This is a genomic window from Serratia sp. NFX21 (assembly GCF_048517035.1).
Lineage (GTDB): Bacteria > Pseudomonadota > Gammaproteobacteria > Enterobacterales > Enterobacteriaceae > Serratia > Serratia quinivorans.
Genome location: NZ_CP183196.1, coordinates 3,951,984 through 3,966,073 on the forward strand (window position 1 = coordinate 3,951,984; position 14,090 = coordinate 3,966,073).

Annotated in this window: 12 protein-coding genes; 7 read left to right on the forward strand and 5 right to left on the reverse strand. The window is 56.5% G+C overall.

Translation table 11 applies throughout. The annotated features are described in order from the left end of the window. Window positions 1-11 precede the first annotated feature (11 nt). Together fruK and fruB are read right to left on the reverse strand one after the other, a co-directional pair. Entirely contained in the window at window positions 12-953 is a 942-nt protein-coding gene (gene fruK, locus ACNT1W_RS18550) for a 1-phosphofructokinase (RefSeq protein WP_012145945.1), read from the reverse strand. Further along, entirely contained in the window at window positions 950-2,083 is a 1,134-nt protein-coding gene (fruB, locus tag ACNT1W_RS18555; protein ID WP_017893436.1) for a fused PTS fructose transporter subunit IIA/HPr protein, read from the reverse strand. Before fruB ends, fruK begins: the two co-directional genes overlap by 4 nt. Before the next feature lie 247 nt (window positions 2,084-2,330). Between fruB and ACNT1W_RS18560 the strand changes: the two genes are divergently transcribed. From ACNT1W_RS18560 to setB, 4 genes are all read left to right on the forward strand, one after another. Beyond that, window positions 2,331-2,753 carry a nucleotide triphosphate diphosphatase NUDT15 gene (locus tag ACNT1W_RS18560; RefSeq protein WP_012145947.1) on the forward strand — a complete coding sequence of 141 codons (423 nt, stop codon included), beginning with the start codon at window positions 2,331-2,333 and terminating at the stop codon, window positions 2,751-2,753. A gap of 257 nt (window positions 2,754-3,010) precedes the next feature. Beyond that, window positions 3,011-4,171, forward strand: a complete 1,161-nt coding sequence (locus ACNT1W_RS18565; RefSeq protein WP_218216805.1) for a NapC/NirT family cytochrome c — start codon at window positions 3,011-3,013, stop codon at window positions 4,169-4,171. A 12-nt stretch (window positions 4,172-4,183) separates the two neighbouring features. Next, entirely contained in the window at window positions 4,184-6,664 is a 2,481-nt protein-coding gene (gene torA / locus ACNT1W_RS18570) for a trimethylamine-N-oxide reductase TorA (RefSeq protein WP_419245993.1), read from the forward strand. Window positions 6,665-6,840: 176 nt separating this feature from the next. Next, window positions 6,841-8,019: a sugar efflux transporter SetB gene (gene setB / locus ACNT1W_RS18575; protein ID WP_419245994.1), complete on the forward strand. Its 1,179-nt coding sequence runs from the start codon at window positions 6,841-6,843 to the stop codon at window positions 8,017-8,019. Window positions 8,020-8,026: 7 nt separating this feature from the next. Here setB and ACNT1W_RS18580 read toward each other — a convergent pair whose 3' ends face one another. After that, a complete protein-coding gene (locus ACNT1W_RS18580; protein ID WP_017893440.1) occupies window positions 8,027-8,281 on the reverse strand; it encodes a YkgJ family cysteine cluster protein in 255 nt (84 codons plus the stop codon). 283 nt (window positions 8,282-8,564) lie between these two features. On the opposite strand from ACNT1W_RS18580, the gene mtr reads away from it, so the two are divergent. After that, complete coding sequence (gene mtr / locus ACNT1W_RS18585) at window positions 8,565-9,809, forward strand: tryptophan permease (RefSeq protein ID WP_017893441.1); 1,245 nt, start codon at window positions 8,565-8,567, stop codon at window positions 9,807-9,809. 128 nt (window positions 9,810-9,937) lie between these two features. Then, entirely contained in the window at window positions 9,938-10,510 is a 573-nt protein-coding gene (gene yeiP, locus ACNT1W_RS18590) for an elongation factor P-like protein YeiP (protein WP_012145953.1), read from the forward strand. 180 nt (window positions 10,511-10,690) lie between these two features. Here the strand turns inward: yeiP and uxuA are convergent, their stop codons facing one another. After that, window positions 10,691-11,881 carry a mannonate dehydratase gene (gene uxuA, locus ACNT1W_RS18595; RefSeq protein ID WP_112364100.1) on the reverse strand — a complete coding sequence of 397 codons (1,191 nt, stop codon included), beginning with the start codon at window positions 11,879-11,881 and terminating at the stop codon, window positions 10,691-10,693. A 337-nt stretch (window positions 11,882-12,218) separates the two neighbouring features. Here uxuA and ACNT1W_RS18600 point away from each other — a divergent pair, with 337 nt between their 5' ends. Beyond that, window positions 12,219-13,700, forward strand: coding sequence for a mannitol dehydrogenase family protein (locus ACNT1W_RS18600; RefSeq protein ID WP_419245995.1), 1,482 nt, complete (start codon window positions 12,219-12,221; stop codon window positions 13,698-13,700). Window positions 13,701-13,778: 78 nt separating this feature from the next. Here ACNT1W_RS18600 and ACNT1W_RS18605 read toward each other — a convergent pair whose 3' ends face one another. Beyond that, the gene (locus ACNT1W_RS18605; protein ID WP_017893444.1) at window positions 13,779-14,087 is read right to left on the reverse strand and encodes a type 1 fimbrial protein; all 309 of its coding nucleotides are present in this window, start codon (window positions 14,085-14,087) and stop codon (window positions 13,779-13,781) included. Window positions 14,088-14,090 lie beyond the last annotated feature (3 nt).

Below are 14,090 nucleotides of genomic sequence, written 5' to 3' on the forward strand. Positions count from 1 at the left end.
TCTGCCTCCCGCTATTGATTAAAAGGTTTCAGGTCGACACGCGCCATCATCGCGGCCAACTGTGGACGGTCGGTCACGCCAACGTTGCTCTGGCTGACGGCCAGCGCAGCTACGGCGGTAGCCAAACGCAAAGTATGTTCACTGGATTCACGCATCAGCAGGCCATAAATCAGGCCGCCGACCATCGAGTCGCCGGCACCGACGGTACTGACCACTTCGCAGGCCGGTGGCTTGGCGATCCAGGCGCCGGAAGCATTGACCCACAGCGCCCCTTCGGCACCGAGAGAAATCACCACGTGAGCAATGCCCTGATCGCGCAGCGCATGTGCGGCCTCAACCACGTCAGCCAACTGTGGCAATGGACGACCGGCCCAGATTTCCAGCTCGCGACGATTGGGTTTCACCAACCATGGCGCGGCTTTCAAGCCGGCAACCAGGGCTTCACGGCTGCTGTCGAAAATGATGCACGGGCACTGAGCGCGCAGGCGGATCATCCAGTCGGTAAAGGCATCGGGATCAACCCCGGCCGGCAGACTGCCGCTCACTGCCACCATATCGAACTGGCCGAGCCAGCTCAGGGAGTCGGTCACGAAACGTTCCCAATCCTGACCACTCACCTCAAAGCCGGAGAAGTTGAAATCTGTCACTTCACCGTCTTTTTCCGTCAGCTTGACGTTAATGCGGGTGCGGCCCGGTACCACCTGGAAGCGGTTGGCAATGCCCAGATCGCTGAACAGCAGCTGGAAGCCATCCTGGTTATCTTTGCCCAGGAAACCGCCCACAGTGACATCAATGCCCAAATCTTTCAGCACCTTGGCGACGTTAATGCCTTTTCCGGCGGCGTGCAGACCGGCGGTTTTGACCAGATTAACTTCACCGCGCTCGATCTCCGGGCAAAAACCCACCAGATCGTAAGCCGGATTCAGGGTAATTGTTGCTACTCTTCTGCTCATGCTGCGCCCTCGCCCAGTCCTTCGTTAATGGCCTCACCGATCGCCTTCAGCGCCGTTTCAGCATCTTCACCCTTGGCGGTAAAGCGCAGGTGATGTCCTTTTTTTACGCCCAACGCCACGACCTTCATCAGGCTGCGTCCGTTGGCCGGTTTGCCACTGCCATCCAGATTGGTGACGGTAATTTCGCTCTCGAACTTCTTGATTACGTTGACCAGCGCCGTACCCGGACGGGCATGCAGGCCGTGTTCGTTACGAATGACGTACTCGGCACTCAGGGTGGTATTTTCTTCTTCGACCTCACTGGTCAGCAATGCCAGCACGGTGATGGCATCGGCGTTCAGCAAGCGTTCAGCTTTATTTGCCAACAGCAGGTCACTCAGGTAGTTCAGCACCGCCAGCGGTTGCTGGTCAGCCACCGACAGCGTCAGCAGCAGCGCAACTTTCTCGCCGTCTTCGTCAAACGCCTGCACCGGACGGCTCAGAGTGGCCGCGCTGGTCAGATTGCCTTCGGTGCTGTCGCTCAGCCAAATACCCTGCCCCAAATTCAGCGGCTTGCGGGTAATGACGTCGCTGACGAACTGGGCGTTGACCGCACCGATCTTCTGCAAACGGCCGGCATTCAGTGCCTGCAGCGTCATCAGGCTGTCGGCGGCCACATCGAGCGCGATCAGAGAAGCGTCAAATTTGAATTCTGCCGTCAGCTTTTCGCCCATCAGCAGGCTGCGCAGCTCTTCTGTCGAGGTGGTTTTCGCCAACTGTTCGGCTACGCTGTCGTCGCTCAGCACGTGTGTCAGCTGGCGTAACAGCGCAAGGTGTTCGTCGGAGCGGGCGGCAATGCCGATCACCACAAAGGCGGTTTGGCCTTCGCCCCACTCAATGCCCTGCGGGAACTGGAATACCTGTACGCCGGTATTCAGCACCAGTTCACGGGTATCGGTAGTGCCGTGCGGGATGGCGATGCCGTTACCCAAATAGGTGGAGGTTTGCAGCTCGCGCTGCAGCATGCCGTCCACGTAGGCGGCGCTGACGCAGCCGGCTTCGGTCAGTGCGGCGGCAACCTGCTGGATGGCTGCCTGCTTGCTGCCGGCAGTTGCGCCCAGGTGAATATCTTGCGGTGACAACTGGAACATGATTTTCCTCTCCTGCTGAATTGAATCGTTTCAGCTTTATTGGGAAAAAGGAGCGTTATCGGTACGGAATCATCGCGCCCATAACGCTGAAACGTTTCAAGGAGTGTGTGAGCAGCACCGGCTGAAAGCAAGTTTTCTCAAAATTGATGTGATAGATTTTTGACCTCACGCACACTTTTCCCGAAGGGTTATCCGTCGCGGCGCTAAAATGACATACTAAGCTGAAATTTTGCTGACGGAGACAAGCATGACTGTAGTGGCGGGCGTAGGGGTGATCATCGTAAATGCACAAGGGGAAATATTACTGGGAAAACGCTGCGGTCAGCACGCGCCTTTCTGGTCGATTCCCGGCGGGCATCTGGATGCCGGTGAAACCTTTGAACAGTGCGCTCAGCGTGAGATTGCCGAAGAAACCGGGCTGACCATCGCCCCACCCACTTTTATCGGCATCAGCAATAATCTGCAAACCTGGCGCGCCGAGGGAAAGCATACAATATCCGTCTGTTTATTGACGCAGCATCCCGGTGGCACCCCAGAACTCAAAGAACCGGAAAAATGTGCAGAATGGCGTTGGTGCTCTCCGAATAAGTTACCGGAACCCCACTTCGAAGCCAGCCGTAACGCCATTAACCTCTGGCAAACAGGCCAGGCCTACCAGCCGACGAAATAGCCTTTTCGTTCAGTATTTTTTATTTCTGTCCGTGATCTGAATCATGGGCTGATAAAGACACATAAAAAATACGTTATATAACCCAGAATATAACGCTGTAAAATCCCTCAAATGGCCATTTTTCTGCTAAAAATAACCCTATAGTATTAGATGTCATTGCTAATGTTACCTATACTTCCTCAAGTATGTCGGCGCTCGGCCGGCACTTTTTTTGGCAAGGTTTTCCTTGGTATTTCATAATTATAAGTGGGTTCAATATGACCAATAAATTCACTGGCTTGATAAGAAAGCACCGCTGGGGATGGCTGTGGCTTTTGCTGTTGGGGATTATCCTCGGAGCAGCATTATTGGCGGGTACCGCCACGGTATTCCACAAAACCAGCGACACCGCCTTCTGTGTGTCCTGTCATACCATGCAACAACCGCTGGCCGAATATCAGGGCAGCATTCACTTCCAGAATACCAAGGGCATCCGCGCTGAATGCGCTGACTGCCACGTCCCACACGAACCGCTCGATTACCTGTGGACCAAGATCCGCGCGGTAAAAGATATTTATGGCGAGATGGTGGGCACTATCGATACGCCAGAAAAATATGAGGCGCATAAGCTGGCCATGGCCCAGTCGGTCTGGAAAACGCTGAAAGAAAGCGATTCCGCCACCTGCCGTTCATGCCACAGCTTTGATGCCATGGACATCACCGCCCAACGGCCTGAAGCACGCATTCAGCATCCGGTGGCTATCAAGCAGGGCGAAACCTGTATCGATTGCCATAAAGGAGTCGCGCACATTCTGCCGGACATGAGCGGTGCCGCCCAGGCCGGTGCAGCCGAACTGGCGAAGGCCGCGGCTGAAACCTCACCTACCGCCACCACGCTGTACACCATTGCCACTGAACCCTTCTTCCTGAAACCGGACGACAGCCACAACGCCGGCAACCTGATGCCATCCACCGAAGTTCAGGTGGTGAAACAGGAAGGCGACAAGGTGCTGGCCAACGTCACCGGCTGGCAGCAGGACGGCGTCAGTGAAGTGTTCTATGCCGCACAGGGCAAACGTATCCTTAGCGTGCTGCTGGGTGAAGACGCTCGCAAACTGCTGAAAACCGGCACCACCATGACCGATGCCGAAACCGGCCTGGTGTGGCACCAGGTTTCCCTGCAGGTCTGGCTGCCGCGCAAACAACTGATCGACGATCAGCAAAAAATCTGGCGTTACACCGCAGATATGATGTCGGCCAACTGCACCGGCTGTCACGGCCTGACCGCCCTAGATCGCTTCAACGCCAACCAGTGGATCGGCGTAATTAAAGGCATGGCTCCACGCACCTCGCTGACGCAGGAACAACTGCGCGTTCTGACACAATACGTGCAGAAACACGCCAGTGACATGCAGCCAACCAAACCTGCCAAGCTTTAAGGGAGAAGCGAAATGAGCAAATATCAACAACAAGCGTTAAAAATGAGCCGCCGCCGCTTCCTGACCGGTGCTACCGCATTGGCCGCCGCCCCGTTGCTGGCAGGCCTGTGGCCCAAGTCAGCGCTGGCGCAGGCCATCAGCCAGGCGCTGCCGCAATTTGTGGTGCTGCGTCAGGCGCAAAAAGGCATTCTGACCGGCGCACACTGGGGCGCTTTTGAAGCCATAGTGCAGGACGGCAAAATGGTCGGCGTGCAGCCGGTCAAGGACGATCCTTACCCGAACGAACTGATCACCATGGCGCCCTACCAGGTACATGCCGAAAACCGCATCAAATATCCGATGGTGCGTAAAAGCTGGCTGGAAGGCGGCCCCGGCAGCCATACCGAGCTGCGCGGCCGCGACGAATGGGTACGCGTCAGCTGGGACAAGGCGATTGAACTGGTTTGTGGCGAGATCACCCGTCTGCAAAAAGATCACGGCCCGCAGTCAATCTATGCCGGTTCCTATGGCTGGAAAAGCGTCGGCATGCTGCATAACAGCCGCACGCTGCTGCAACGCCTGATGAACCTGACCGGTGGCTTCCTCGGTTATGCCGGTGACTATTCCACCGGTGCCGCACAGGTGATCATGTCACACGTGGTCGGCTCCATGGAGGTTTACGAGCAGCAAACCGCTTGGCCGAACGTGATCGAAAACAGCCAACTGGTGGTATTGTGGGGCTGTAACCCGATGATCACGCTAAAAAACAGTTGGAACGTGCCGGACCACTACGGCCAGACCGGCTTTGAGGCGCTGAAGAAGAAAGGCACCCGCGTGATCAGCATCGACCCGGTGCATAACGACAGCGCCAAATTTATCGATGCGCAGTGGATCGCTCCACGCCCTTATACCGATGGCGCCATGTTGATCGGCATCGCTCACACGCTGCTGACAGAGAAACTGCATAACCCGGACTTCCTGAAAACCTACACCGCCGGCTTCGACAAGTTCCAGGCTTATCTGCTGGGCGAAACAGATGGCACGCCGAAAACTGCCGAATGGGCCGCTGACGTTTGCGGCGTCGATGCCGACGTATTGCGCCAACTGGCACGCGACATGGCGAAAAATCGCACCATGATCATGGGCGGTTGGGGTATTCAACGTCAGCATCATGGCGAGCAGCAGCACTGGCTGTTGGTCACCGTGGCGGCGATGCTCGGCCAAATTGGCCTGCCGGGCGGCGGCTTCGGCTTCAGCTATCACTACTCTTCCGGCGGTAGCCCGACGGCGAAAGGCGGCATCATTTCCGGTATTTCTGCCGGTAATGCGCCGAAGAACTCACCGGCTCCGATCCCGGTGGCACGCATCGCCGAATGTCTGAGCAATCCGGGCAAGACCATTAATTTCAACGGCACACAGGTCACCTACCCCGAAGTGAAAATGGTGTATGTGGCCGGTGGCAACACCTTCCACCAGCACCAGGACACCAACAATCTGGTCAAGGCCTGGCAACGGCCGGACACCATCGTGGTGAACGAACCTTACTGGACCGCCACCGCCAAACACGCCGATATCGTGCTGCCGGCCACCACCAGCTATGAACGTAACGATCTGGAAATGGGCGGCGACTACTCGCAACTGTATGTGTTCCCAATGCATCAGTGCGTGGAGCCGCAGCATGAGTCGCGCAGCGATTTCGATATCTTCGCGGCCATGGCGGCCAAGCTGGGTGTGCAGGATGCCTTTACCGAAGGCAAAGATGAGACTCAGTGGCTCAAAGGCATGTACGACGACATGAAAACCCAGGCGCGCGCCGCCCGGGTGGCCCTGCCGCCGTTCGATATGTTCTGGGCATCCAACAACTATGTGCGTTTCCCGGTGCCCGAGGCCAATACCCAATGGGTACGTTTCGCCGACTATCGCGAAAACCCGCTGCTCAATCCGTTGGGTACGCCATCCGGTAAGATCGAGATCTACTCCGACGCCATTGCCAAAATGAAGTATCAGGATTGCCCGGGCATTCCGACCTGGATGCCGCCGCATGAATGGTATCGCGGGCCGGAGGCGGTTAAATATCCGCTGTCGCTGAACACCGCGCACCCGATCAACCGTCTGCACTCGCAGCTCGACAATACGCCGCTGCGTAAAAAGTATGCGGTAGCCGATCGGGAAGCGATTGTGATCCATCCGCAGGACGCCAAGTCACGCGATATCGCCAGCGGCGATCTGGTGCGCGCCTTTAACGATCGCGGCCAGATCCTGGTCGGTGCAGTCGTCAGTGAAGACGTGCGCCCTGGCGTGGTACGGATCAGCGAAGGGGCGTGGTTCGATCCGGCCGATCCGTCACAACCTGGCTCGCTGTGCAAGAACGGCAACGTCAACTGCCTGACCTTCGACGTCGGCTCCTCCAGCCTGGCGCAGGGGAACTGTGGCCAGATGGCCCAGTTGCAGATCGAGAAGTATCAGGGTGAAGTGCTGAAAAACACCGCGCACGACGTGCCTGCCGGCGCGTAACGGGTTATAGCGTAATACCGGGGCGATGGTGACATCGCCCTTTTTTATGCCCTTATACCGGAAAAAAACTTTACCAGTAAAAGGAATGAAACCGGTTTCGGTTCATTTCTTTTTTTTACAAATAAATGGGCGTATTATGCGCCGGATCCCTCATTGACGGCTATTTTCTGACCTCTATGTCTACATCATCTGCGGCAACGCGACGCTCGCCCGACCTCACTTCACTGGCTTTTTTAGTGGTGGCGTTTCTCACCGGTATTGCCGGGGCGCTACAGACCCCTACGTTGAGCCTGTTTCTGGCGACGGAAGTGAAGGTGCGCCCCTCGATGGTTGGGCTGTTTTTCACCGGTAGCGCGGTGATTGGCATTCTGGTCAGCCAGTTTCTCGCTCGCCGTTCGGATCAAAAAGGCGATCGCAAAACGCTGATTTTCCTCTGCTGCATGCTGGGCGCGCTGGGCTGCGTGCTGTTCGCCTGGAACCGCAATTATTACCTGTTACTGGCGGTCGGCGTGATGTTGACCAGCTTCGGTTCCACCGCTAACCCGCAGATGTTCGCCCTGGCGCGCGAACATGCCGATCGCACCGGTCGCGAAGCCGTCATGTTCAGTTCAATCCTGCGGGCGCAGGTTTCCCTCGCCTGGGTCATAGGGCCGCCCATCGCCTTTGCACTGGCCCTGGGGTTCGGTTTTAAAGTGATGTATCTGGCCGCCGCGGCGGCGTTCATCCTGTGTGGCGTGCTGGTGTGGAAAATGCTGCCCTCGATGCGCAAAACACCGATGGCGGCCAGCACCACACTGGAGGCCCCACGACACAACCGTCGCGATACGCTGCTGCTGTTTATGGCCTGCACCTTTATGTGGACGGCCAACAGCATGTATCTGATCAATATGCCGCTGTATATGGTGCATGAGCTGCATCTGCCGGAAAGGCTGGCCGGGATATTAATGGGTACGGCGGCCGGGCTGGAGATACCGACCATGCTGCTTGCCGGCATGGTGGCGAAACGCTTCGGCAAGCGCTTTTTAATGCGTTGGGCGGTGGTGGCGGGCCTGCTGTTTTACTTCGGTCTGCTGTTTATCACCGGCACCTGGCCACTGATCGCCCTGCAACTGCTTAACGCGGCGTTTATCGGCGTACTGGCGGGGATCGGTATGCTCTATTTTCAGGATTTGATGCCTGGACAGGCCGGTGCCGCAACCACCCTGTTTACCAACACCACTCGCGTGGGTTGGATTTTAGCCGGTTCCATCGCTGGCGTAGTGGCGGAAGTCTGGAATTATCACGCGGTGTTTTATTCCGCTCTGGCGATGGTTGTTGGCGCAGTGCTGTGCTTGTGGAAGCTTAAAGACGCGTAAAACCGGCTTAGGGTGCCGTATCCGCTTCCAGCTTGGCCAAATAGATTAGCGCGTCGTCACGGTGGTCGTGGCACATTTCGCGGCTGGCCTGCAGGCTGCCACAGACTTTGGGCCGCAATGGCGAGTGAAACAAACCACAGCGTAGCTGCTCGCTCAGATGAATGCAGCGGGTATTGGCAGGCTTGCCATTGGGCATGCCGGGGATCGGGCTGGATATTGAAGGCGCAATACAACAGGCGCCACAGTCGGCACGGCAGTCCATCAGCGAGTCTCTCGGTGGGCTGGCAGAAGTGAAGCGCGACAATATCAGTAGCGCTCATCCGCCGCCAGCAGAATCCGGGTTTGCCCAACAATCTTTACATCGCGCCCTTATAACCGCTAAACGTTTGCATTCATGCCGGGCTAAAACACGCCTCAAATCGCCCTATTCACACCGATTAATGCATGAAACAAGCACCTTCACGGCTTTACATGCGTCGACCGCACCTGTACCATTGAGCTAGTACAAAAGAACTTACGGCCGCCATGGCCACTCAGGAGCAAAAATGTCCGCGGACACTATCCAGAAGCTTTCCCGCCCTTCGGTCCTTGGCGGCGCGATGATCATTGCAGGCACCGCCGTCGGCGCCGGTATGTTCTCCATTCCTATTGTGACTTCTGGCGTGTGGTTCAGCGGCTCGGTCGCGCTGCTGATTTATACCTGGGCCTGTATGCTGATCTCTGGCCTGATGATCCTCGAAGCTGCACTGCATTACCCAAGCGGTGCCAGCTTCAATACCATCGTCAAGGATCTGCTGGGTAAAAGCTGGAACGCCATTAACGGCATTTCCATCGCCTTTGTGCTGTACATTCTGACCTATGCCTATATTTCCGCCGGTGGCTCAATTATCGCCCACACGCTGGAAGGCATCGTCGGCGTCGGGCAGACCACCGCCGGGCTGGTGTTTGCCATCGTGGTGGCGTTTATAGTTTGGTTGTCCACCCGCGCGGTCGATCGTCTGAGCACCATTTTGATCGGCGGTATGGTGATCACCTTTGTGATGTCGGTGGGCGATATGTTCACTCATGTGCAACCGGCAGTGCTGTTCAACCGGGGCGACAGCCAGGCCAGCTATCTGCCTTACGCCCTGGCGGCGCTGCCTTATCTGCTGACCTCGTTCGGCTATCACGGCAATGTGCCGGGACTGGTGAAGTATTATCACAAGGACAGCGGTGCCGTGGTGCGCAGCCTGGTATACGGCACGCTGCTGGCGCTGGCGATCTATATCCTGTGGCAGTATGTGATTCAGGGCAATATCGCCCGCGATGCCTTCCGCCAGGTGATTGCCGAAGGCGGCAATATCGGCAGCCTGCTGAAACAAATGGGCAACGTTTCCAGCAGCCAGACCGTTGGCCAACTGCTGAACGCCTTCTCTTATATGGCACTGGCCAGTTCGTTCCTCGGGGTTTCGCTGGGCCTGTTTGATTATTTGGCTGACTTCTTCAAATTCAGTGATGACACCACCGGACGCAGTAAAACCGCGTTGGTGACCTTTGCACCACCGACCATAGCCGCCCTGCTGTTCCCGAACGGCTTCCTGTACGCCATCGGCTTCGCCGGGCTGGCGGCCACCGTGTGGGCGGTGATCGTACCGGCCATGATGGCACGCGCCAGTCGCCGTCGCTTTGCCCAGGCGCAATATCGCGCTCCCGGTGGCCGGGGGATGATCCTGTTTATCATTCTGTTCGGGGTGATCAACGCCGTCGCACACGTGCTGGCATTGCTGGGTCTGTTGCCGGTCTTCAAGTAATACCGCAGGGGATGGCGCTCGCCATCCCTTTTTCCGCCACTGTTTTTACTTGATCTGCTTGCCTGAAATCATCGGCGCGAGTAACTTGTCGCAACTTCCCAAAAACTCTTTATTGCAGGTTATTTTATATGGCAAAGGCTAACGAAATTAAGCGTGGCATGGCGATCAGCTACAACGGCAAACTGCTGCTGGTGAGAGACATTGATGTACAAAGCCCAAGCGCACGCGGTGCCAGCACCTTATACAAAATGCGTTTCTCTGACGTCCGCACCGGGCTGAAGGTAGAAGAGCGTTTCAAGGGCGACGATATTCTGGACACCATTAGCCTGTCCCGCCGTAAGGTGAATTTCTCTTACATCGACGGCGAAGAATACGTGTTTATGGATGACGAGGATTACACCCCTTACATCTTCAAGAAAGACCAGATCGAAGACGAACTGCTGTTCATTCCTGAAGCCGGTCTGCCAGGCATGCAGGTGCTGACGCTGGAAGGCCAGGTGCTGGCGCTGGAATTGCCACAAACCGTGGATATGGAAATTGTCGACACCGCGCCGGGCATCAAAGGTGCCTCCGCCAGTGCCCGTAACAAGCCGGCTACCATGGCGACCGGCCTGACCATTCAGGTGCCGGAATACCTCAGCGCCGGTGACAAAATCCGCATTCATATTGCCGAACGCCGCTATATGAGCCGCGCCGACTAGTTGAAATTATGGCCCTTCAGACTGCTGACAAAGCCCGTTATTAGGGAGAGCGTGCCGAAGGGGTCGTAGCGGCTTGCCCGCCGGAGCGCCCCTCGGTGCGCTAGGCCCGGGTATCTCGGATTCAAAGACAACTTTGTCATCAAATTCAGGGGCCGATTATGGCCCCTGTTGATTTTAACGCTACGGCAATTCAGGGAAGAAACGGCGTTTGAGCGCCAGCTCGACACCGCGCAGTTCCGCCAGCCCTTTCAAACGACCAATTGCCGAATAACCCGGATTGGTTTTTTTCTTCAAGTCATCCAGCATCTGATGCCCATGATCGGGACGCATTGGTATCGGCCGGGTATCACCCGCCTGATGACGGCGCTGCTCCTCGCTGAGGATCGCCTCAATCACCGCCACCATGTCGACATCACCTTGCAGGTGCGCGCCCTCATGGAAACTTTTTGGGTTATCTTCACGGCAGGTTGCGCGCAGATGGGTGAAATGGATGCGATCGCCGAAGGTTTCAATCATCCGCACCAGATCGTTATCCTCACGTACCCCATAGGAGCCGGTACACATGGTGAAACCGTTATGCAGGCTGTCGACCGTCTGCTTGAACCACTGCATATCCTCAATGGTCGAAACAATGCGTGGCAGACCCAGGAGCGGCCGTGGTGGATCGTCCGGATGTACCGCCAGCCGCACGCCGACCTCTTCCGCTACCGGCACAATGGCGCGCAGAAACACCGCCATATTCTCACGCAGTTGCGCCTTGTCGATGGCGTCGTACTCAGCCAGACGGGCGCGGAACTGATCAAGCGTATACCCCTCTTCAGCCCCCGGCAGCCCGGCGATGATATTACCGGTCAATTTGGCGATATCCGCCTCGCTCATGGCAGCAAAGCGCGCGGCGGCCTGCTGTTGCTCTTCCTGCGTGTAATCCTGCTCTGCCCCTGCACGTTGCAAAATATGCAAATCAAAGGCCGCAAAGGCGATTTGATCAAAACGTAACGCCTTTGACCCGTCGGGCAGCAAATACTCCAGATCGGTACGCGTCCAGTCGAGGATCGGCATAAAGTTGTAGCACACGGTGTCGATACCGCAGGCCGCCAGGTTACGCAACGATTGCTGGTAATGGGCGATGTGCTGTTGGTAATTACCGCTGTGGGTTTTGATCTCTTCATGTACCGGGATGCTTTCCACCACCGACCACACCAACCCTTTCTCCGCCAACAACGCCTGACGAGCCTTGATCTCTTCGATCGGCCACACCTCGCCATTCGGGATATGGTGCAAGGCGGTGACTACGCCAGTGGCGCCGGCCTGGCGCACATCGTCAAGAGAGACAGGATCGTTCGGCCCATACCAACGCCATGTTTGTTCCATTATTTATCCTTGTAAAAATCGCCCAGTATTGTGGTGGTGATCAAGATTGCACCGTTTCGACAATCTTGTTATACCAAATTTAAATAGATATCGGTTATCTTTCACCTTACTCTTTCGCACCTGACTGTCAAAAGCGAAACCCTGATTGGTTGATCCACTTCACGGTTCTGGCTTATTTTGGGTTTGGCAATATTATTAGCCCCCTTCCAGCCTTACACTGGCGGCAGAGAACTGATGCGAAAAAGGTAAGCGCCGTGCCGTTTTCTATTCGCAAAACTGGTCTGCTAACTTTTTAAAAGTTCCCGGCCAGCACCTTTTACCCAGCTTGGAGCCATGCATGAAGACTATCGCCAACTCACCGCTTCCCGACGCCGTCCAGCAACCGCGCTATGACCGCAGCACATTACAAAGCCGCATGGTGCACATTGGATTCGGGGCCTTTCACCGCGCCCATCAGGCACTGCTGACCGACCGGGTATTGAACCGCCAGGGGGGGGACTGGGGGATTTGTGAGATCAGCCTGTTCGGTGGCGACATTCTGTTCCAGACGCTGCGTCAGCAAGACCATCTTTATAGCGTGCTGGAAAAAGGCGCTGATGGGGATCAGGCGATAGTGATCGGGGCCGTGCATGAAAGCGTACACCGCAAACTGGAAGGGATCGGTGCCGTGCTGGAAAAACTGGCGGAACCGCAGGTAGCCATCGTCTCAATGACCATCACCGAAAAAGGCTACTGCATCGAACCCGGTAGCGGGAAACTGGATCTGCAACACCAGGGGATCCGCGCCGATCTTGCCAACCCCGCGCAACCCATTACGGTACCCGGCATTCTGGTCGAAGCCCTGCGCCTGCGCCTGGAACGCGGTCTGCCCGCCTTTACCCTGCTCTCTTGCGATAATATTCCCGAAAACGGCCATGTACTGCGCAACGCCATCATCGGCCTGGCGCAGGCGCGTGACGGTGCCCTGGCAGATTGGATTGCCCAGAAGGTCAGTTTCCCCAGTACTATGGTCGACCGCATTGTTCCAGCCGCCACCGCGGAAACGCTCGATGAAGTGGCTGCCGCATTGGGCGGCGTACGTGATGAATGCGCCATCGCCTGCGAGCCCTTTATCCAATGGGTGGTGGAAGATAATTTTGTCGCAGGCCGTCCGGCCTGGGAACTGGCCGGTGCGCAGTTGGTAAATGACGTACTGCCTTTTGAACAAATGAAGCTGCGTATGCTGAACGGCAGTCATTCCTTCCTGGCCTACCTGGGTTATCTGGGGGGGTATCAGTATATAAACGACTGTATGGCCGACGAGTCTTATCGCCAAGCGGCACACCACCTGATGCTGGCCGAGCAGGCACCGACGCTCAGCGTCAGCGGTATCGATCTGGCCGCCTATGCCGCGCAGTTGATTGAACGCTACAGCAATCCGGCGCTGCAACATCGCACCTGGCAAATCGCCATGGATGGCACACAAAAATTGCCACAGCGGATGCTGGATTCGGTTCGTTGGCATCTGCAGCATGGCGGCAGCTATGCCGGTTTGGCGCTGGGTGTGGCAGCCTGGATGCGCTATGTCGGCGGCGTGGATGATGCCGGTCAGCCGATTGATATCCGCGATCCGCTGCTGACAACGCTGCAACAGACGGTGGCCGCAACGCCGGACGATGAACAACGCGTAAAAGCCCTGTTGGCGTTGAAAGCCGTTTTTGGTGAACAACTGCCGGCAAATGAGGCGTTTGTGGCGGCGGTTACCCGCGCCTATATTTCCCTGCGCGATCGCGGGGCGCGCCAAACGGTGCAGAATTGGGTTTCGACTCAGTTGGCTTGATACCCGGTTAAACCAGACCCTGACTTGAAAGGCCAGGGGGAAAATGGCCATGCCGGATGTCCGGCATGGCCGAACGACTTAACGATAAACTACCGTCATTACTGCAAGTTTTTTCTGCTGATCTACCCACTTCATCTCGGTCGAACCTAAATTCAGTGGCAATTCTTTGCGTGTAGCATCAAATTTTGACAGCGTCTGTTGGTCTTGATAGTGCCGCCCATTACGGTAACATTGGGTATTGGCCGTTGAATCAGCGATGTTCACCGTACAGGGGCTTTCCACAATAGAGCCAACAAAACGAATTACCCCGCCAGTGGTTCCTGCATAGCTTGCTGCCGTCCATGAAAACAACATTCCTGCGATCAAAAATAACCGGAAGACATTCATGGC

Coding starts and splice junctions, on each gene's coding strand:
- yeiP (WP_012145953.1), top strand. CDS start 9,938: ATGGCAAAGGCTAACGAAATTAAGCGTGGCATGGCGATCAGCTACAAC.
- ACNT1W_RS18560 (WP_012145947.1), top strand. CDS start 2,331: ATGACTGTAGTGGCGGGCGTAGGGGTGATCATCGTAAATGCACAAGGG.
- fruK (WP_012145945.1), bottom strand. CDS start 953: ATGAGCAGAAGAGTAGCAACAATTACCCTGAATCCGGCTTACGATCTG.
- ACNT1W_RS18580 (WP_017893440.1), bottom strand. CDS start 8,281: ATGGACTGCCGTGCCGACTGTGGCGCCTGTTGTATTGCGCCTTCAATA.
- torA (WP_419245993.1), top strand. CDS start 4,184: ATGAGCAAATATCAACAACAAGCGTTAAAAATGAGCCGCCGCCGCTTC.
- setB (WP_419245994.1), top strand. CDS start 6,841: ATGTCTACATCATCTGCGGCAACGCGACGCTCGCCCGACCTCACTTCA.
- ACNT1W_RS18605 (WP_017893444.1), bottom strand. CDS start 14,087: ATGAATGTCTTCCGGTTATTTTTGATCGCAGGAATGTTGTTTTCATGG.
- fruB (WP_017893436.1), bottom strand. CDS start 2,083: ATGTTCCAGTTGTCACCGCAAGATATTCACCTGGGCGCAACTGCCGGC.
- mtr (WP_017893441.1), top strand. CDS start 8,565: ATGTCCGCGGACACTATCCAGAAGCTTTCCCGCCCTTCGGTCCTTGGC.
- ACNT1W_RS18565 (WP_218216805.1), top strand. CDS start 3,011: ATGACCAATAAATTCACTGGCTTGATAAGAAAGCACCGCTGGGGATGG.
- ACNT1W_RS18600 (WP_419245995.1), top strand. CDS start 12,219: ATGAAGACTATCGCCAACTCACCGCTTCCCGACGCCGTCCAGCAACCG.
- uxuA (WP_112364100.1), bottom strand. CDS start 11,881: ATGGAACAAACATGGCGTTGGTATGGGCCGAACGATCCTGTCTCTCTT.